Origin of the sequence: Streptomyces sp. NPDC088810 (genome assembly GCF_044750305.1) — a bacterium.
GTDB lineage: Bacteria > Actinomycetota > Actinomycetes > Streptomycetales > Streptomycetaceae > Streptomyces.
In genome coordinates this window covers 295,594-313,256 of the sequence record NZ_JBIVJQ010000006.1, presented here as the reverse complement: position 1 = coordinate 313,256, position 17,663 = coordinate 295,594, and the positions used below count along the sequence as shown (strand labels likewise).

Genomic DNA, 17,663 nt, shown 5'->3' with positions numbered 1-17,663 from the left:
ACGTCTCATCCGCCTGCGGCAGGAGCGCGCTCGTCGAGCCGGACGGCGATCAGCGCGATGTCGTCCCGCGCGCCGCCGCTGACCCCCAGGCGGGCCAGCAGCGCGTCCGTGAGGCGCTCGGGGCCGAGGTGGGCGGAGTGGGAGAGGGCGTCGCACAGGTGGCGCAGGCCCGCGTCGATGTCCTCGCCCCGGCGCTCGATGAGCCCGTCGCTGTACAGCACGAGGGTGTCGCCGACGGCGTAGGGCAGCCGTGCCTCGCTCCGGGGGACGTGTTCGGCGTGTGCCCCGAGCGGCGGATCGGTGGCCCGGTCGAGCAGCTCGTACGTGCCGTCGGCGTGCAGCAGGCTGCTGCCCGCCGTCCCGGGCCCCTGGGAAGTCCCACCTCTCAATGTACGGGTCGGCGGAGGCCGCGCACCCGGGCACAGCCGCCACGGCACATGGACGGCCGGTCGCCGGGACCTCAGCCCGCTCGCGGCCCCGGCCGGACGGTGGCGGCGGAGTCGCGGCCGCGTGTGCGCAAGGTGCCCGCCGTCCGCAGCAGCCGGTCGGCCGGCTCGCGCAGCCCTGGGTGGGCCAGCACCGTGTTCCGCAGGCCGCGCACCGGCCGCCGCCACAGCCGGTGGGCCAGTGCCACCGGGTGCGGGCGGGCCGCGAAGCCCTCGGCGACCCGGAGTTCGCGGGTCTTCAGCCAGTCCTTGTACTCCTTGTCGCCGCGTCCGAGGTCCACCAGGGTCACCCCGTGCCGGGCGGCGGCCTCGGCGGTCCGCAGGTGCATCATCAACCCGGGCGAGTACGAGGGGAGTTCGGGGTCGTAGGCGGTGAACCAGGCCGCCAGCACCGTCCTCGACCGGGGGCCGAAGTGGGCAGCGACCGGGCGGTCGCCCGCGTACAGCACGGAGAGCACCCCGGTGCAGTGCTCCTCGCGGACGCCGAAGAGATGGTCGACGAGGCCGACGATCCACGGCCGGGAGAACCGGTCCATGCGGCCGGTCCTGCGGTACTGCGCGGACTTCCACCGCATGAGGGTGCGCAGCGCCCGCGGGTCGCGCTCGTCGAACACGAACCGCACCTCGCCGATGTCCCGGCCGAGCCGGCGCTCCTTCTTCAGCGTCGTCTTGGCCAGCCCCGGGTAGGTGCTGCGCAGCCACTCCGCGTACGTGCCGTCGCCGGGTTTCACATCGATGACCGGTGAGGCGAAGGTGCCGGTGACATGGGGGCCGAACGGCCGCTGCTCGCACACCAGATGGTCGAACTCGAAGACGCTCAGCCCGCAGGCCCGCAGCAGTTCCCGCGTGTTCCAGGTGACCCCGGGCCGGTGCACGAGTGCCTGGCAGTCGGACAGGCCGAGCCCGATGGCCCGACCGGTGCCGAACGGCCCCCGCTCGTACGGGAGGAAGCCCACCGGTTCCCCGCCCTCCCTGAGGACCGCCACCCGCGCCCCGCCCCGGAACCGGCCGACGCCGGACGCGAACTCCGGTGCCAGGAAGGGGTTGGCGTACTCGGGCGACTCGTCCATCGCGCCGTGCCAGGCCGCGCGGAGCGCCGGCGTCAGTTCATCCGGTCTGTGGACGGTGATCTCCACACCAGTCTCCCCCCATGACGCGCCGGGCGCGCCCCGAACCGTAGAACAAGGCTCAAAACTCGCGAAACAGCACGCACCCTGTCAAGGGTGCCGCCCCAGCCGGTCCGTGCCCGGTGCGAGGTCCTGGGTGCCGATCACCGACAGCAGTTCCAGCTGGGCGGCTCCCTCGGTACCCGGCGGGGCGCTGAACCACAGCAGGCGCTGCCGGCCGTCCTCGCTGAACAGGTTGTGGCAGTCGAGTTCGATGACGCCGAGCGAGGGGTGGACGATCCGCTTGTGGTCGCTGCGGCGCAGGGCCACGTCCCGCTGCTCCCACAGCGCGGCGAACTCCTCGCTGCGCCGGCGCAGCGTGGCCACCATCCTGGTGACGTCGGGATCCTTGGCGCGCCGGGCGGCGACGGCCCGGAGATCGGCGGTGAACACCCGGGAGTGGTGGGGGTGGTCCTCGGCCGGGTACAGCGCGCGGGCGGCGGGGTCGGTGAACCAGCGGTAGGCGAAGCTCGTTTCGAGTCCGCGCCCGACCGGTGCCGGGCCCAGGAGCGCGATGGCGAGGGGGTTCTGCGCGAGGGGTTCGTGCAGGTCGGTGATGATCTGGGCCGGGGTGGTGACGAGCCGGTCCAGCAGGCCGGCCAGGGCGGGCTGGGCGTGCGCGGCGGGGCCGTGGGCGACGGCCGGGAGCGGGCGCTCGGCGAGGTGGAAGAGGTGGTCGCGTTCGTCGCCGCTCAGCCGGAGCGCGCGGGCGAGGGCGGCCAGGACCTGCGCGGAGGGCTGGGCGCCCCGTCCGCGTTCGAGTTCCGTGTAGTAGTCGGCGGACAGCCCGGCCAGCTGGGCGACCTCCTCGCGCCTGAGGCCCGGCACCCGGCGGCGGGGGCCCGCGGTCAGGCCGACGTCGGCGGGGCGGACCCGGTCGCGCCGGGACCTCAGGAATGCAGCCAGCTCCGAGTGGTTCACGCCCTCCATGGTCACGCCTGCGGCCGTGCGGAGCCAGGGGTTGCCGACCCCAGGGTGAGGACAGCCCTGGTCGGCGCCCGGGCCGGGGGCGAGGCTGAAGGCACGACTTCCCGCTGCCTCTGATCACAGGAGCTTCCATGTCCGCTCAGGCACACCCCGCACAGCCCCGCGTCGCCGTCGTCACCGGCGGTTCCCGCGGGATCGGCCGCGAGACGGTGACGCGGCTCGCCGCCGACGGCTACGCCCTGGTGGTCGGCTACGCGGGCAACCGCGAAGGGGCCGGGGCCGCCGTCGAGGAGGTCACCGCGGCGGGCGGCCGCACGCTCGCCGTGCGCGCCGACGTGGCCGACGAGCAGCAGGTCGCCGCGCTGTTCGAGGCCGCGACGGCCGAGTACGGCGGTGTCGACGTCGTCGTGCACACGGCGGGCCGGATGCACCTGGCGCCGATCGCCGAGCTGGACCTCGCGGAACTGGACGCCCTGCACCGCACCAACGTCCGCGGCACCTTCGTGGTGGCCCGGGAGGCCGCCCGGAGGCTGCGCCGGGGCGGAGCGCTGATCACCTTCTCCACGTCCGTGGTGGGCCTGGCGTTCCCGGGCTACGGCGCCTACAGCGCGAGCAAGGGCGCGGTCGAGGCGCTGACCCTGGTGCTGGCGCGCGAGCTGCGCGGCCGGGACGTCACCGTGAACGCCGTGGCGCCCGGTCCGACGGCCACCGAGCTGTTCCTGGAGGGCAAGGACGAGGAGACCGTCGCCCGCCTGGCCGCCCAGCCGCCGTTGGAGCGCCTCGGCACGCCGGCCGACATCGCCGAGGTGGTGGCGTTCCTCGCCTCCCCGGCCGGTCACTGGGTCAACGGCCAGGTGGTCCGCGCCAACGGCGGCATCGTCTGACCTCCGCCGCGAGAAACCTTCCGCCCACTCCCCTTCTGCGAGGAACCATGCCTACCGACACCCCCAGGACCGTCCTGGTCACCGGTGCCTCCAGCGGTTTCGGCGCGCTGACCGTGCGCGCGCTCGCCGACGCCGGTCACACCGTCTACGCGGGCATCCGGCAGCCGGCCGCCCGCAACGCGCCCGCCGTGGCCGGCCTCGACCGTTACGCGGCCGAGCACGGTGTGTCCCTGCACGCGGTGGAGCTCGACGTGCAGAGCCAGGACTCCGCGGACGCGGCCGTCGCCCGGGTGCTGGCCGCGGAGGGCCGCCTGGACGTGGTGGTGCACAACGCGGGCCACATGGTCACCGGCCCCGCCGAGGCGTTCACTCCCGAACAGCTGGCCGAGCTGTACGACGTCAACGTGCTCGGCACCCAGCGGGTCAACCGGGCCGCGCTGCCCCACCTGCGGGAGCGGGGCGAGGGGCTGCTGGTGTGGATCGGCAGTTCCAGCACCCGCGGCGGCTGCCCGCCGTTCCTGGCACCGTACTTCGCCGCGAAGGCCGCGATGGACGCATTGGCGGTGAGTTACGCCGCCGAGCTGATCCGGTTCGGCATCGACACCGCGATCGTGGTGCCCGGCGCGTTCACCTCCGGCACCCGGCACTTCGCGCACGCGGGCGCCCCCGCGGACACCGGGCGGGCGGCCGCCTACGACGAGCGCTACGGCGGGCTGCTCGCCGGTCTCGACCAGCGGCTGGCGGCGCTCGTCCCGCCCGAGGCGGACGTGGCCGAGGTCGCCGAGGCCGTCGTACGCCTGGTGGACCTGCCCGCCGGTGCCCGCCCGCTGCGCACGCACGTCGACCCGAGCCGCGACGGCAGCGAGGTGGTCTCCGTGGTCGCCGACCGCATCCGGGCCGACTTCTTCCGCCGGGCGGGGCTGGACGACCTGCTCACGGCAGGTAGTTCGCTCTGAGCCGGGGCCGGTCGGCGGCGAGCACGGTATTGACATGAACCTGCATCAACCCCGAGGCTTCGTGCGTGAAGTTGCTTGATTGGCGCTCGTTTCAAGCGTTTCCGAGCAATGCAGCCGTAAGAACAGTCAGTCCGCGAAGGTGCGAGGGGAGCTGTTCCGCCGTGCGAAGACTCCGACACCGTGTGCCGTGGCCGGCCTGGATACCGCTGGGGCTGGCGAGCATCCTGGCCGGGACCGCGCTCGCCGCCCCGGCCAGGGCCGCCGCCCCCGCGGCCGGCGCCGTACTGGACCCGGCACACAGCAGCGTGAGCTGGCAGAGCCCGGTCTACGCCAAGGGCACCGGCGGCGGCCCCGAGACCTGCCCGGACGCCGCCACCGACCCCGGCGGCGCGGTCTGCGCCCGCTTCGACCTGACGGTCTCGGTGCCGGACGGCTACTGGGACGACAACCCCGAGGGCGGCATCCCGCTGTCCGTCAAGTGGGAGCGCCCCTCGGACGACTTCGACCTGTACGTCTACGACGACCACGGCAAGCAGGTGGCCTCCAGCGCGGGCACCGCGGACCCCGAGGCCACGGTGATCCCGCGGGCCTCGGGCAGCTACCACGTGCTCGTGGTGCCGTACGACGTGCACGACAACTCCTTCACCGGCACCGCCTACCTGCCCGCGACAACGGACGCAGGCGACCTCACGTCGTTCTCCGGGGGCGACGGCAGCTACACCGTCGCCGCCGGGCGACTGACCGCACGGGCCGACTTCCTGAAGGGCGGTCAGCTGCGGCTCCGGGCCGATCCGTCCGGTGCGCCGAGCGATCCGGCGGGCACCGCCATCGTGCGCGAGCAGCCCGCGCTCCAGCGGCACACTTCGTCCTTCGACGCCGGGGACTACTACGGCATCCGGTCCCCGGAGGCCGTGCTGCGGGTGTACAAGAAGCCGCTGCGGTTCGGCCTGTACCGGCCCGACAACCGCACCCGGATCTGGCAGGAGGACAAGCCGCTGCGCTGGTCGACCGGCGGGATGCGGCAGAGCCTCACGCGGGGCGCGGACGAGCAGTTCTTCGGCGGGGGCGAGCAGAACGGCAGCTTCTCGCACCGCGGCCGGACCATGTACGTGGCCAACAGCTTCGACTGGAACGAGGGCGGCTACAACAACTCGCAGCCGTTCTACCTCTCCAGCGCGGGTTACGGCGTCTTCCGCAACACCTTCGCGCCGGGCGTGTACACCTTCGGCTCGCCGGTGACCACCGGGCAGCAGGAACGGCGCCTGGACGCCTACTACTTCATCGGCGACGCCAAGCAAGTGATAGGCAAGTACACCGCGTTGGTGGGCCGGCCCTTCATGCCGCCGGTGTACGGCCTCGAACCGGGCGACTCCGACTGCTACCTGCACAACGCCAACCGGGGCGAGCGGCACACCCTGGACGCGCTGAAGATCGCCGACGGCTACACCGAGCACCAGATGCCGCTCGGCTGGATGCTGGTCAACGACGGGTACGGCTGCGGGTACGAGAACCTGGAGCAGGCCGCCAAGGGCCTCCAGGACCACCACGCCCAGCTCGGTCTGTGGACCCAGGACGGCATCGGCAAGCTCGCCGACCAGGTCAAGGCCGGTCAGCGGGTGGCCAAGCTGGACGTGGCCTGGGTCGGCAACGGCTACAAGTTCGCGCTGGACGCCTGCGACGCCGCCAAGAAGGGGATCGAGGACAACAGCGACGCCCGCGGTTTCGTGTGGCTGCCGGTGTCCTGGGCGGGCGCCCAGCGCTGCGGGGTGCTGTGGAGCGGCGACCAGAAGCTGTCCTGGGACTACGTCCGCTGGCAGATCCCGACGTACGCCGGGGCGACGATGTCCGGCATCGCCTACAACACCGGTGACGTCGGCAGCATCTACCGCCACGACGCCGAGATGTACACCCGCGACCTCCAGTGGAAGGCGTTCCTGCCGGCCGTCATGACGATGGACGGCTGGGCCACCGACCTCACCACCGGCAAGCCCGCCGACCAGCAGCCGTGGCGGGACGGTGAGCCGTACACCTCGGTCAACCGCAGGTACCTCCAGCTGAAGGAGCGGCTGCTGCCGTACATGTACACCCTGTCCGCTCGGGCCGCGCAGACGGGCGTGGGCGCGGTGCGCCCGCTGTGGCTGGAGTACCCGGACGACCCCGACACCCTGGGGGCGCAGGCGAAGTACGAGTTCCTGTCCGGTCCCGACTTCCTCGTCGCCCCGGTCTACCAGGACTCGGACACCCGCGACGGCATCTATCTGCCCAAGGGCACCTGGACGGACTACTGGACCGGTCGCACCTACCAGGGCCCGACCACGCTGAACGGCTACCAGGCCCCGCTGGACACCCTGCCGTTGTTCGTGCGCGAGGGCGCGATCGTGCCCATGTGGCCGAAGGGTACGACGAGTTGGCAGACCCGCGACCGGCACGAGCTGGACTGGGACCTGTACCCGGCGGCGCACGGCACCGGTCGTTACACGCTGTACGAGGACGACGGCGTGACCCGTGACTTCGCCAAGGGCGCGGCGGCCACGCAGCGGGTGTCGGTGCGGGCCGACGCCCGGGGTACGACCGTGACGGTCGGCGCGAGCAGGGGTGACTACGCGGGCAAGCCGGACGCCCGGACCTACCGGTTCACCGTGCACGGCGGCACCGCCCCCGCGCGGGTCCTGCTCGACGGCCACCGACTGCCGGACCGTGCATGGTCGTACGACGCCGGCACGCGGGTGACCACCGTCAGCACGCGGAGTCTGCCGCTCGACCGCGAATTCACCGTGCGGCTGGCCGATCCCAGGTAAAGGAATCGCATGGTCTAGTCCAAAGTGGGATTTGGTCTAGTCCAAGTTATTGACGTGACCGCAACAGCTCTCGGAGGGTGGGGTTCCCCGCTCTGGGGTCCCCACCCTCTGGAGGCACACGTGAGACGTCTTCGGGCATGCCTGGGCGCGGCGGCGGCCGTCACCCTCGCCGCCGCCGGCAGCACCGCGCTCGTCGCGGGCAACGCCTCGGGCGCGACCACCGCGCTGAGCGACCGCTGGTACGCCGCCGCCCCTTATCTGATGCCGCTGGACAACGACCCGCCGGACCCGGCCGCCATCATGGACGCCACCGGCCTGAAGGCGTTCCAGCTGGCGTTCGTCCTGGCCCCCAACGGCGGCGGCTGCACGCCGACCTGGGGCGGCACGGCGCCGGTCGCCTCGGACACCGCGGTCCAGTCGGCGATCGGCGCCATCCGTGCCAAGGGTGGCGACGTCTCCGTCTCCATCGGCGGCTACGGCGGCACCAAGCTCGGCCAGGCCTGCGCCGACCCGGCGTCCACGGCGGCGGCCTACCAGCAGGTCATCACCAAGTACGGGCTGCACGCCATCGACTTCGACCTGGAGGAACCGGAGTACGAGAACAGCGCGGCGATCCGGAACGAGATCGGCGCCGCCAAGATCCTCCAGCGGAACAACCCGGGGCTGTACGTTTCCGTGACCACGGCCGGCACGGCGGACGGCACGGGCTGGTTCGGCAAGCAGATGCTGCTGGAGGCCAAGTCGCAGGGCTTCACCCCGAACAACTTCTCCATCATGCCGTTCGACGGCGGCTTCAACAGCGCGGCGAGCCAGACCGGCGCGCTCACCAACTTCAACTCCGTCCTCCAGTCCACGTTCGGCTGGGACCAGGCGACCGCCTACGCCCACGAAGGCTTCTCCGGCATGAACGGCCGCAGCGACACCGGCGAGTACTTCACGCAGGCCGACTTCCAGACCGTGCTCGACTACGCCACGAGCCACCACATGGACCGGTTCACCTTCTGGTCGCTGAACCGCGACCGGCAGTGCACGCCGGCCGACAACGGCGGCCGCACCTCCGGCACCTGTTCGAGCGTGGCCCAGAACGCGTGGGACTTCGCCAAGTACTCGGTGAAGTTCGCCGGAGCCACCCCGCCGAGCACGACGCCCACGCCGACGCCGACGCCCACGCCGGCCTCCTGCAAGCCGGCCTGGAGTGCGAGCGCGGTGTACACCCAGGGCAACGAGGTCTCGTACAACCGGCACAACTGGAAGGCCAAGTGGTGGACCCAGAACGAGGTGCCCGGCGCCTCGGAGTGGGGGCCCTGGCAGGACGAGGGCGCCTGCTGACGCTGCCGCCCCTCTTGACGTGCCTGGTTCAGACCTTTAGCTTCTCGGGTCATCGACGACCAAGGATGCGTTCGGCGTTCACCATGCTGAACGCATCCCGGTCCGACGGAGGGACCCCCCACATGACCCGATCACGGCTTGTCACGGCGACGGCCCCGGCGGCCCTCGCCCTCGCCCTCACCGCGCTCGGCACCGGCGGCGCGGACGCGGCCGATCCGCGTGTCGCGCCCGGCGGCAACTTCGACCTGTCCGTCTGGCAGCTCCAGGAGCCCGTCGGCTCCCCCGGCAAGCCCACCACCATCCCCTCGTCCCGGCTCCAGGGCCCCGACGGCTACCAGGACGCGTACTTCTACACCGACACCCGCGACGGCGCGATGACCTTCTGGGCGCCGGAGAAGGGCGTCACCACGCCGAACTCCAAGTACGCCCGCTCCGAGCTGCGCGAGATGAACCGCAACGGCTCCCCCGCCGACTGGGCGCTCGCCGGCAGCCACCGGATGAGCGCGACCCTGCGGGTGGTGTCCGTGACCAGGAACGTGTGCGTCGGCCAGATCCACCTCGGCTCGGGCGGCTCCTCCACCAAGCCGCTGGTGGAGCTGTACTACCACGCGAACGGGGACGTCGTTCTCGGCACCGAGGACTCGCCGTCCGGCGGCCAGACCCAGCACCCCGTCGGGCACGTCCCCCTCGGCAAGACCTGGAACTACACCATCGCCGTCTCCGGCGGGAACACCGTCGAGCTGACCGTGAACGGCACCACCAGCCGCTACGCCATCCCGTCCGCCTTCAAGCCGTACAAGCAGTACTTCAAGGCCGGCTCCTACAACCAGTCCTCCTCCGACAGCACCACCGACGGCGCCCGCGTGGCGTTCTACGGGCTGACCGTCTCCCACGGCTAACACGCGGCCCGACCTGCGCGACTGGTGCAATCGGCGGGACGGTCGTAGCGTCGGGTGCACGCGGTCGGACACAGTACGACGGGTGGGAGCGACCATGCGCGGATCAGTGGTGGGAACGGCGGTCACCCTCGCGGCCGGAGCCCTGCTCACAGCGGCCATGACCACGGCCACGGCCAGTCCGCCGGCCACCGCCACCGCACCTCCCGCCCGCGCCGACGCGACGCAGCCCGTCCTGGTCGACTGCTTCTGGCACCGCACGGTCCGTCCCGGCGACTTCATCTTGGCCTGCGGCGACGGCAACAGCCGGCTGACCGGACTCCACTGGTCGCAGTGGGGTCCGGGCGGCGCGACCGCCGTGGGCGTGAACATGGTCAACGACTGCAAGCCGTACTGTGCGGCCGGCAGCTTCCACGCGTATCCGGTGACCGTCCGGCTCGAGGACGCCAAGCCCTGGAAGAAGCATCCGGGCGTCCAGCACTACACCCGGATGAGCCTGACCTACGACCAGGACCGTCCGGAGGGCTTCCAGCAGGTCATGACGTATCCGCTCTGGGACTGACGGCGGGGTTCGACGGCTGGGGCCGGTGGTCCGGGCCCGGGTGTCACCCGGGCGCGCCCGGTGGGGTGCGCGGCGGTGGGCCGCGCGGGCGATTCCGCGGCCCGGCTCCCGCCACCGGCGACCCGTCCCCCGTCATCTTGGTGTGGCCCCGCACGCCGGCGCCTCGCGCGCCGACCGGAAAGAGGTCACATGCCCCGACTCCCCCGCCTGACCGGCGCCGCAACGGCCGCGCTCGCGCTCGGCCTCGTCGCCGCCGCGCCCGCCACCGGCCATGAGCCGCTCGTCACGGACGCACGCGTCCTCGCCCACTTCGACCTGGCCGCCGGGCAGACACCCGAGAACATCGTGGTCGACCGCGACGGCTCCGCCGACCTGACCTTCGCCTTCGCCCGGCAGGTCGCCCACGTCACCCCCGACGGCCACATCGGCATCCGCGCGACCCTGCCCGCCGTGGCGCACCCGGCCACCCCGCTCCTGCACAGCGCCGCCGTCACCGGCATCGCCCGCGCCCACGACGGCACGCTGTACGTCGGGTACGCCACCGGCACCGACGCGACCGGCATCTGGCGCCTCTCCCCCGACGGCGGCGCACCGCAGCGGATCGCCGCACTGCCGGCCGACGGGCTGCCCAACGGGCTGGCCCTCGACGAGCGGCGGGGCGTGCTCTACGCGGCCGACTCGGTGCGCGGCACGATCTGGCGCGTCCCGCAGACGGGCGGCACGGCCACGGCGTGGGCGACGGGCCGGGCACTCGCCCCGCTCCCGGCGCCGCCCGCGCACGGCTTCGGCGCCAACGGCATCAAGGTCCGCCGGGACTCCGTGTGGGTGTCCAACAGCGACCGGGGCACGCTGCTGCGCATCCCCGTCGGCCCGGACGGCTCCGCCGGCCCCGTCGAGACCCGGGCCGACGCGCTCACCGGCATCGACGATTTCAGCTTCCCCGGGTACGGCAAGAGCGTGCTGGCCGCGCTCAACTCCGCCGGCAAGGTCGTCCTGATCCAACCGGACGGCACCGTCACGGACGTGCTCACCGCGCGGGACGGCCTGTCCAACCCGACCTCCGTGGCCGCCCGCGGCCGGACCGTGTACGTGCCGAGCGCCGCCTTCACCACCCGGCGCGACCCCAACCTCCTGCTCGCCCGCCTGCGCCACCTCATCGGCCGGGGGTAGGCGTCCTGCACCGGACGCGCGCTGCCGGCCGGACGGACCGGCCGGCAGCGCGCGTCCGGCCGTCAGACGAGTTCCGCCAGGAGGTCGCCGCCCTCCACCTGCTGGATGCGGGTGATGGCCAGCCGGGAGACGCGGCCCGCCTTGGGAGCGGTGATCGTGGCTTCCATCTTCATCGCCTCGATGGTGGCGATCGTGGCGCCGGCCGCCACCTCGTCGCCCTCGGCGACGGCGAGGGTCACCACACCGGCGAAGGGAGCCGCGACATGACCGGGGTTGGACCGGTCGGCCTTCTCCGTCACCGGGATGTCCGAGGCCGCCGCGCGGTCACGGACCTGGATCGGGCGGAGCTGGCCGTTGAGCGTGGACATCACGGTGCGCATGCCGCGCTCGTCGGCCTCGCCGATGGCCTGCAGCTCGATCAGCAGCCGGACGCCGGGCTCCAGGTCGACGGCGTACTCCTTGCCCGGGCGCAGGCCGTAGAAGAAGGCCTTGCTGTCCAGCACGCTGGTGTCGCCGAAGCTCTGCCGGTGCGTGTCGAACTCGCGGGTCGGGCCGGGGAACAGCAGCCGGTTGAGGGTGGCCCGCCGTTCCTTGGCCAGTCCCTCGCGGTCCTCGGCGGACAGCTCGGGCGCGGGCTTGGACGCCGCGCGGCCCTGGAGCGCCTTGGTGCGGAACGGCTCCGGCCAGCCGCCGGGCGGGGTGCCCAGCTCGCCCCGCAGGAAGCCGATCACCGAGTCCGGGAGGTCGAACTTGTCGGGCGTCGCCTCGAAGGCCTCCGGGGAGACACCGGCGCCGACGAGGTGCAGGGCCAGGTCGCCCACCACCTTGGAGGACGGGGTGACCTTGACCAGCCGGCCGAGGATGCGGTCGGCGGCGGCGTACATCGCCTCGATGTCCTCGAAGCGGTCGCCGAGGCCGAGGGCGACGGCCTGGGTGCGCAGGTTGGACAGCTGGCCGCCGGGGATCTCGTGGTGGTAGACCCGGCCGGTCGGCGAGGCGAGGCCCGCCTCGAACGGGGCGTAGATCTTGCGGACGCCCTCCCAGTACGGCTCCAGGTCGCCGACCGCCTGGAGGTCGAGGCCGGTGGGCCGCTCGGAGTGGTCGGTGGCGGCGACGATCGCGGACAGCGACGGCTGGGAGGTCGTACCGGCCATGGAGGCCACCGCGCCGTCGACCGCGTCGGCGCCGGCCTGGATCGCGGCGAGGTAGGTGGCGAGCTGGCCGCCGGCCGTGTCGTGCGTGTGCAGATGCACGGGCAGGTCGAACTCGCGGCGCAGCGCGGAGACCAGCCTGGCGGCGGCCGGGGCGCGCAGCAGGCCGGCCATGTCCTTGATCGCGAGGACGTGCGCGCCGGCCTCCACGATCTGTTCGGCCAGGCGCAGGTAGTAGTCGAGGGTGTAGAGCCGCTCGTTCGGGTCGTTGAGGTCGGCGGTGTAGCAGAGGGCGACCTCGGCGATCGCCGTGCCGGTCTCGCGTACGGCCTCGATGGCGGGCCGCATCTGGCCGACGTCGTTGAGGGCGTCGAAGATGCGGAAGATGTCGATGCCGGTGGCGGCGGCCTCCTGCACGAAGGCGTCGGTCACCTCGGTCGGGTACGGGGTGTAGCCGACGGTGTTGCGGCCGCGCAGCAGCATCTGCAGACAGATGTTGGGGACCGCCTCGCGCAGGGCGGCCAGCCGCTCCCAGGGGTCCTCGGCGAGGAAGCGCAGGGCGACGTCGTAGGTGGCGCCGCCCCAGCACTCCAGGGACAGCAGCTGCGGCAGGGTGCGGGCGACGACCGGGGCGACGGCGAGCAGGTCCTTGGTGCGCACCCGGGTGGCGAGCAGGGACTGGTGGGCGTCGCGGAAGGTGGTGTCGGTGACGCCGATGGTCGGCGACTCGCGCAGGTGCCGGGCGAAGCCCTCGGGGCCGAGGTCGACGAGGAGCTGACGGGAGCCGGCGGGCGGCTCGCCGGCGGGCAGCGGCGGCAGCTTGGTCAGTGGGTCGAGCAGGTCGGGCCGCTGACCGTGCGGCTTGTTGACGGTGACGTCGGCGAGGAAGGTGAGCAGCTTGGTGCCGCGGTCGGCGGAGGAGCGGGCGGTCAGCAGGTGCGGGCGCTGCTCGATGAAGGAGGTGGTGACCCGGCCGGCCTGGAAGTCGGGGTCGTCCAGGACCGCCTGGAGGAACGGGATGTTGGTGGCGACACCGCGGATGCGGAACTCGGCCACGGCACGCCGGGCCCGGCCGATCGCGGCGTGGAAGTCGCGGCCCCGGCAGGTGAGCTTGACCAGCATGGAGTCGAAGTGGGCGCTGATCTCCGTTCCGGCGTGGGTGGTGCCGCCGTCGAGCCGGATGCCGGAGCCGCCCGGGGAGCGGTAGGCGCTGATCCGGCCGGTGTCCGGGCGGAAGCCGTTGGCGGGGTCTTCGGTGGTGATCCGGCACTGGAGGGCGGCGCCGCGCAGGGTGACCGTGTCCTGGGACAGGCCGAGGTCGGCGAGGGTCTCGCCGGAGGCGATCCGCATCTGGGCCTGGACCAGGTCGACGTCGGTGACCTCCTCGGTCACGGTGTGCTCGACCTGGATGCGCGGGTTCATCTCGATGAACACGTGGTTGCCGTCGCGGTCGAGCAGGAACTCCACGGTGCCGGCGTTGCGGTAGCCGATCTCGCGGGCGAAGCGGACGGCGTCGGCGCAGATCCGGTCGCGCAGCTCCGGGTCCAGGTTGGGCGCGGGGGCCAGCTCGATGACCTTCTGGTGGCGGCGCTGCACCGAGCAGTCGCGCTCGAAGAGGTGGATGACGTTGCCCTCGCCGTCGGCGAGGATCTGCACCTCGATGTGGCGGGGCTCGACGACGGCCTTCTCCAGGAAGACGGTCGGGTCGCCGAACGCGGACGCGGCCTCGCGGGAGGCGGCCTCGATGGACTCGCGCAGCTGGGCGGGGTCCTCCACGCGGCGCATGCCGCGCCCGCCGCCGCCCGCGACCGCCTTGACGAAGACGGGGAAACCGATCTCCTCGGCGGCCCGCACCAGTTCGTCCACGTCCGTCGAGGGCTGGGAGGAGCCGAGCACGGGTACGCCGGCGGCGCGGGCGGCGGCGACCGCGCGGGCCTTGTTGCCGGTCAGCTCCAGCGTGGCCGCGCTCGGCCCGACGAAGGTGATGCCCGCCTCCTCGCAGGCGCGGGCCAGTTCCGGGTTCTCCGACAGGAAGCCGTAGCCCGGGTAGACGGCGTCGGCGCCCGCCCTGCGGGCGGCGCCCACGATCTCCTCGACGGAGAGGTAGGCCCGCACCGGGTGCCCCGGCTCCCCGATCTCGTACGCCTCGTCGGCCTTCAGCCGGTGCAGCGAGTTGCGGTCCTCGTGCGGGAACACGGCGACGGTACGCGCGCCGAGTTCGTAGCCCGCCCGGAACGCGCGGATCGCGATCTCTCCACGGTTGGCGACCAGCACCTTGCGGAACATCCTGGATTCCCTTCAGCTGCCTGCCGGCGACGAACACCCTGGTGTCAGCCACGCCCTGCCGTACTCGCGGCCACCTTAGGGGGTGCCCGCACGGGTCGAGGTGCGAAAACCATCACATTGACGAGGTGGGCAGCGCCACAGGGGCACGCCGATCCGATGGGCGGGCGCGGGGACCCGCCGAGGTGATCGCGCGGACCGGCATCGAGGTGGTCGCGCTGATCCCGCGCCCCCTCCGCCGACCCCGCTGTCCCGGCTGGAGATGTCGTTTGGATCATGCCGGGGTCGCGGGCCCTGGCACGCCTTGACTTCGAGAGCGCTCCAACTCATAGCGTTCCGGACGGCGCGCACGGCCTTCCCCACGGGATGCCGGGTGCCGCGATCCGTCGCTAGATGGAGAGAGGCCATGTGCCGCGCCGGAACGACGATCGAGTACGCAGGAAGGGATTCCCCATGCAGAAGCGCAGGCTGCGGGACCTCCAGGTATCGGCCATCGGGCTCGGATGCATGGGGATGTCCGCCTTCTACGGCTCCGCCGACCAGGGCGAGGGCATCGCGACCATCCGGCGCGCCCTCGAACTCGGCATCGACTTCCTCGACACCGCGCAGGTCTACGGGCCGCTCACCAACGAGTCTCTGGTGGGCGAGGCGATCAAGGGGCATCGCGACGAGTACGTGATCGCGACGAAGTTCAACTACCGGATGGACGACGCCGTACCCGGCGACATGAGCACGGTCGGCCGGCAGGACGGCTCGGCCGAGCATGTGCGCGCCTCGGTGCACGGCTCGCTCCAGCGGCTCGGCACCGACCGCATCGACCTGTACTACCAGCACCGGGTCGACCCGGACGTGCCCATCGAGGAGACGGTCGGCGCGCTGGGCGAGCTGGTCGCCGAGGGCAAGGTGCGGTACATCGGGCTGAGCGAGGCCAGCGCGGAGACCATCCGGCGGGCCCATGCCGTGCACCCGGTGACCGCGGTGCAGAGCGAGTACTCGCTGTGGTCCCGGGACGTGGAGGCCGAGGTGCTGCCCGTCTGCCGGGAGCTGGGCATCGGCTTCGTACCGTACTCGCCGCTCGGCCGCGGCTTCCTCGCGGGCCGGTTCAGCTCCCCGGACGAGCTGGACGCGAACGACTGGCGTCGCGAGAACCCCCGCTTCACGGACGCCCATCTGCAGGCCAACCTGCGGCTGGCGGAGAAGGTGAAGGAGATCGCCGCCGAGAAGGACGTGACCCCGGCCCAGCTGGCGATCGCCTGGGTGCTGGCGCGGGGCGAGGACCTGGTGCCGATCCCCGGCACCAAGCGCCGCACCTACCTGGAGCAGAACGCCGCCGCGGCCACCATCGAGCTGACCGCGGACGACCTGGCCCGCATCGACGCCGAGCTGCCGCAGGCGTCGGGTGAGCGGTACGACGAGGCGGGGATGCGGACGGTCAATCGCTAGCCGGCGCGTGGGAGGGGCGGGTCCGCTGTGCCCGAGGGCACGGCAGGTTCTGGTCCGGTGTGGCCGAGGGCACAGCAGGTTCGGATCGGGCAGGGTCGGCGGCACGGCTGTGAGGAACCCCACGCGGGGTCCAAATCGCCGACACACATGGGCGGTTGGAGGACATCGGCCGGGGCGGGCGGTCGGGGCGGCGTCGACCCCGGTGTCCCGTCTGCCACGATGGTCGGCGCCCTGACCAGGCGGCCCGGCCGTGCAACGCCGCCGGACCGACGGGAACCGCCGGTCTGTCCCGCCGCCTGGTTGTCGAGTACCCCGCCGTGCCCTCTGCGTCTGCCCTGCCCGTGTCCACCTCCACCGCTCCGGCCTCCCGTTCGCCGTGGCGTTCCCTGCGGTACCGGAGCATGCGCTGGTGGTCGGCCGCGAACTTCGTCTCCAACGCCGGTACCTGGATGCAGCTCACGGTGCAGAACCTGCTGGTCCTGCACATCACGGGCTCTGCGGCGGCGACCGGTCTGTCCATGTCGGTCCAGGCGGCTCCGGCACTGTTCGTGAGCCTGCTCGGCGGCGCGGCCGTGGACCGCTGGCCCCGGAAGCTGACGGTCACCGTGAGCCAGGCCCTGCTCGGCGCGGTCGCCTTCACGACGGCGCTGCTGGTGGCCCTGGACCGGATCGACATGCCGGCCCTGCTGGTGCTGGCCGCGGTGACCGGCGTCATCGCCACCGTCGACGGGCCCGCCTGCGCGCTGCTCGGCAACGACCTGGTGCCGGTGGCGGACGTGCCGTCCGCGATCGGCGTGGGCGCACTCGTGCACAGCGCCGGCCGGCTGGCGGGCACCGCCCTGGCCGGCGTGACCGTCGGCTTCCTCGGCACGGGTGCCGCCTACGCCGCCAACGGGCTGTCGTTCCTGTTCGTGGCCGCGGTGGTGCCGTTCCTGCGGCCGGCTCCCGGGGCCGCCACGGATCCGGCGGCCGGGCCGCGGGCGGTTCCGGCTCCGGCGCGGATGACCGTGCGGGAGGGTCTGTCCTTCTTCGCCCGCCGGCCCCGCCTGGTCGCGCTCGCGGGCATCACCGGGCTCAGCTCCGTCTTCGGCCGCAACTACGGCCTGACCCTCGCCGTCCTCGTCACCGGGCCGCTGGCCGGTGGCGCCGGAGCGTTCGGCACGGTCTCCACGGTGCTGGCCGTCGGCGGCATCCTCGGCGCGGTCCTCGGCGCCCGGCTGCGCAGGCCGTCCGTGCGGACCGTGGGTCTGCTCGCGGCGGCGGGCGCGCTGCTGCAGGTGGTGGCGGGTCTGTCCCCGTCGCTGGCCGTGCTGCTGGTGCTGGTCCTGCCGATGGCGATCGTGGAGTCCGTCTCCGACACCGCCGGTACGGCCGTCCTGCAGACCGACCCGCCGCCGCACCTGCGGGGCCGGGTGCTCGGGGTGTGGAGCAGTGTCGGCACGGTGTGGAGCCTCGGCGGGCCGCCGCTGCTGGGCCTGCTGATGGAGTGGGCCGGGGCGCGCGGCGCCCTGGTGGCCGGCGGGCTGCTCATCGCCGGGTCGGTCGGCGCGGGCCTGCTGGTGCGCCGCCGCGGCGGACCGGTACCGCTGACGGTGCGCGCGAAGGACGGCGACGTGACCGGCCGCGAGGCCCTCCAGACAGCGGCCTGACAC

The 17,663-nt window shown here is 72.9% G+C and carries 12 protein-coding genes and 1 pseudogene; 9 read left to right on the top strand and 4 right to left on the bottom strand.

Features of this window, described 5'->3' with window-relative positions; genetic code table 11:
- Window positions 1–5: 5 nt before the first annotated feature.
- From ACIP4Y_RS21645 to ACIP4Y_RS21635, 3 genes and pseudogenes are all read right to left on the bottom strand, one after another.
- Window positions 6–344: pseudogene (locus tag ACIP4Y_RS21645) on the bottom strand (SpoIIE family protein phosphatase); the annotation flags it as partial.
- Window positions 345–460: 116 nt separating this feature from the next.
- Window positions 461–1,582 carry a GNAT family N-acetyltransferase gene (locus ACIP4Y_RS21640; protein ID WP_401395812.1) on the bottom strand — a complete coding sequence of 374 codons (1,122 nt, stop codon included), beginning with the start codon at window positions 1,580–1,582 and terminating at the stop codon, window positions 461–463.
- Window positions 1,583–1,663: 81 nt separating this feature from the next.
- Window positions 1,664–2,533 (bottom strand): helix-turn-helix transcriptional regulator, encoded by an 870-nt coding sequence (locus ACIP4Y_RS21635; protein ID WP_401395809.1) that lies wholly within the window; start codon window positions 2,531–2,533, stop codon window positions 1,664–1,666.
- A gap of 137 nt (window positions 2,534–2,670) precedes the next feature.
- Here ACIP4Y_RS21635 and ACIP4Y_RS21630 point away from each other — a divergent pair, with 137 nt between their 5' ends.
- From ACIP4Y_RS21630 to ACIP4Y_RS21600, 7 genes are all read left to right on the top strand, one after another.
- Window positions 2,671–3,423: an SDR family oxidoreductase gene (locus tag ACIP4Y_RS21630; protein ID WP_401395806.1), complete on the top strand. Its 753-nt coding sequence runs from the start codon at window positions 2,671–2,673 to the stop codon at window positions 3,421–3,423.
- Window positions 3,424–3,470: 47 nt separating this feature from the next.
- Complete coding sequence (locus ACIP4Y_RS21625) at window positions 3,471–4,379, top strand: SDR family oxidoreductase (protein ID WP_401395803.1); 909 nt, start codon at window positions 3,471–3,473, stop codon at window positions 4,377–4,379.
- 626 nt (window positions 4,380–5,005) lie between these two features.
- Entirely contained in the window at window positions 5,006–7,177 is a 2,172-nt protein-coding gene (locus ACIP4Y_RS21620) for a TIM-barrel domain-containing protein (RefSeq protein WP_401396152.1), read from the top strand.
- A 120-nt stretch (window positions 7,178–7,297) separates the two neighbouring features.
- On the top strand, window positions 7,298–8,506 hold the full coding sequence (locus ACIP4Y_RS21615) for a carbohydrate-binding protein (protein WP_401395800.1): 1,209 nt from the start codon (window positions 7,298–7,300) through the stop codon (window positions 8,504–8,506).
- A gap of 122 nt (window positions 8,507–8,628) precedes the next feature.
- Window positions 8,629–9,405, top strand: coding sequence for a polysaccharide lyase family 7 protein (locus ACIP4Y_RS21610; protein ID WP_401395797.1), 777 nt, complete (start codon window positions 8,629–8,631; stop codon window positions 9,403–9,405).
- Window positions 9,406–9,499: 94 nt separating this feature from the next.
- The gene (locus ACIP4Y_RS21605; protein WP_401395794.1) at window positions 9,500–9,964 is read left to right on the top strand and encodes a hypothetical protein; all 465 of its coding nucleotides are present in this window, start codon (window positions 9,500–9,502) and stop codon (window positions 9,962–9,964) included.
- A 189-nt stretch (window positions 9,965–10,153) separates the two neighbouring features.
- Complete coding sequence (locus ACIP4Y_RS21600; protein ID WP_401395791.1) at window positions 10,154–11,134, top strand: SMP-30/gluconolactonase/LRE family protein; 981 nt, start codon at window positions 10,154–10,156, stop codon at window positions 11,132–11,134.
- Window positions 11,135–11,196: 62 nt separating this feature from the next.
- Here the strand turns inward: ACIP4Y_RS21600 and ACIP4Y_RS21595 are convergent, their stop codons facing one another.
- A complete protein-coding gene (locus ACIP4Y_RS21595; protein ID WP_401395788.1) occupies window positions 11,197–14,571 on the bottom strand; it encodes a pyruvate carboxylase in 3,375 nt (1,124 codons plus the stop codon).
- A 450-nt stretch (window positions 14,572–15,021) separates the two neighbouring features.
- On the opposite strand from ACIP4Y_RS21595, the gene ACIP4Y_RS21590 reads away from it, so the two are divergent.
- The gene (locus ACIP4Y_RS21590; RefSeq protein WP_401395785.1) at window positions 15,022–16,011 is read left to right on the top strand and encodes an aldo/keto reductase; all 990 of its coding nucleotides are present in this window, start codon (window positions 15,022–15,024) and stop codon (window positions 16,009–16,011) included.
- Between the two features lie 401 nt (window positions 16,012–16,412).
- Window positions 16,413–17,660, top strand: coding sequence for an MFS transporter (locus ACIP4Y_RS21585; protein ID WP_401395782.1), 1,248 nt, complete (start codon window positions 16,413–16,415; stop codon window positions 17,658–17,660).
- Window positions 17,661–17,663: the final 3 nt, after the last annotated feature.

Bases quoted from the DNA above. Each gene is read 5' to 3' on its own strand.
- ACIP4Y_RS21630 (WP_401395806.1), top strand. From the start codon at position 2,671: ATGTCCGCTCAGGCACACCCCGCACAGCCCCGCGTCGCCGTCGTCACC.
- ACIP4Y_RS21625 (WP_401395803.1), top strand. From the start codon at position 3,471: ATGCCTACCGACACCCCCAGGACCGTCCTGGTCACCGGTGCCTCCAGC.
- ACIP4Y_RS21610 (WP_401395797.1), top strand. From the start codon at position 8,629: ATGACCCGATCACGGCTTGTCACGGCGACGGCCCCGGCGGCCCTCGCC.
- ACIP4Y_RS21605 (WP_401395794.1), top strand. From the start codon at position 9,500: ATGCGCGGATCAGTGGTGGGAACGGCGGTCACCCTCGCGGCCGGAGCC.
- ACIP4Y_RS21600 (WP_401395791.1), top strand. From the start codon at position 10,154: ATGCCCCGACTCCCCCGCCTGACCGGCGCCGCAACGGCCGCGCTCGCG.
- ACIP4Y_RS21595 (WP_401395788.1), bottom strand. From the start codon at position 14,571: ATGTTCCGCAAGGTGCTGGTCGCCAACCGTGGAGAGATCGCGATCCGC.
- ACIP4Y_RS21590 (WP_401395785.1), top strand. From the start codon at position 15,022: ATGCAGAAGCGCAGGCTGCGGGACCTCCAGGTATCGGCCATCGGGCTC.
- ACIP4Y_RS21585 (WP_401395782.1), top strand. From the start codon at position 16,413: ATGCGCTGGTGGTCGGCCGCGAACTTCGTCTCCAACGCCGGTACCTGG.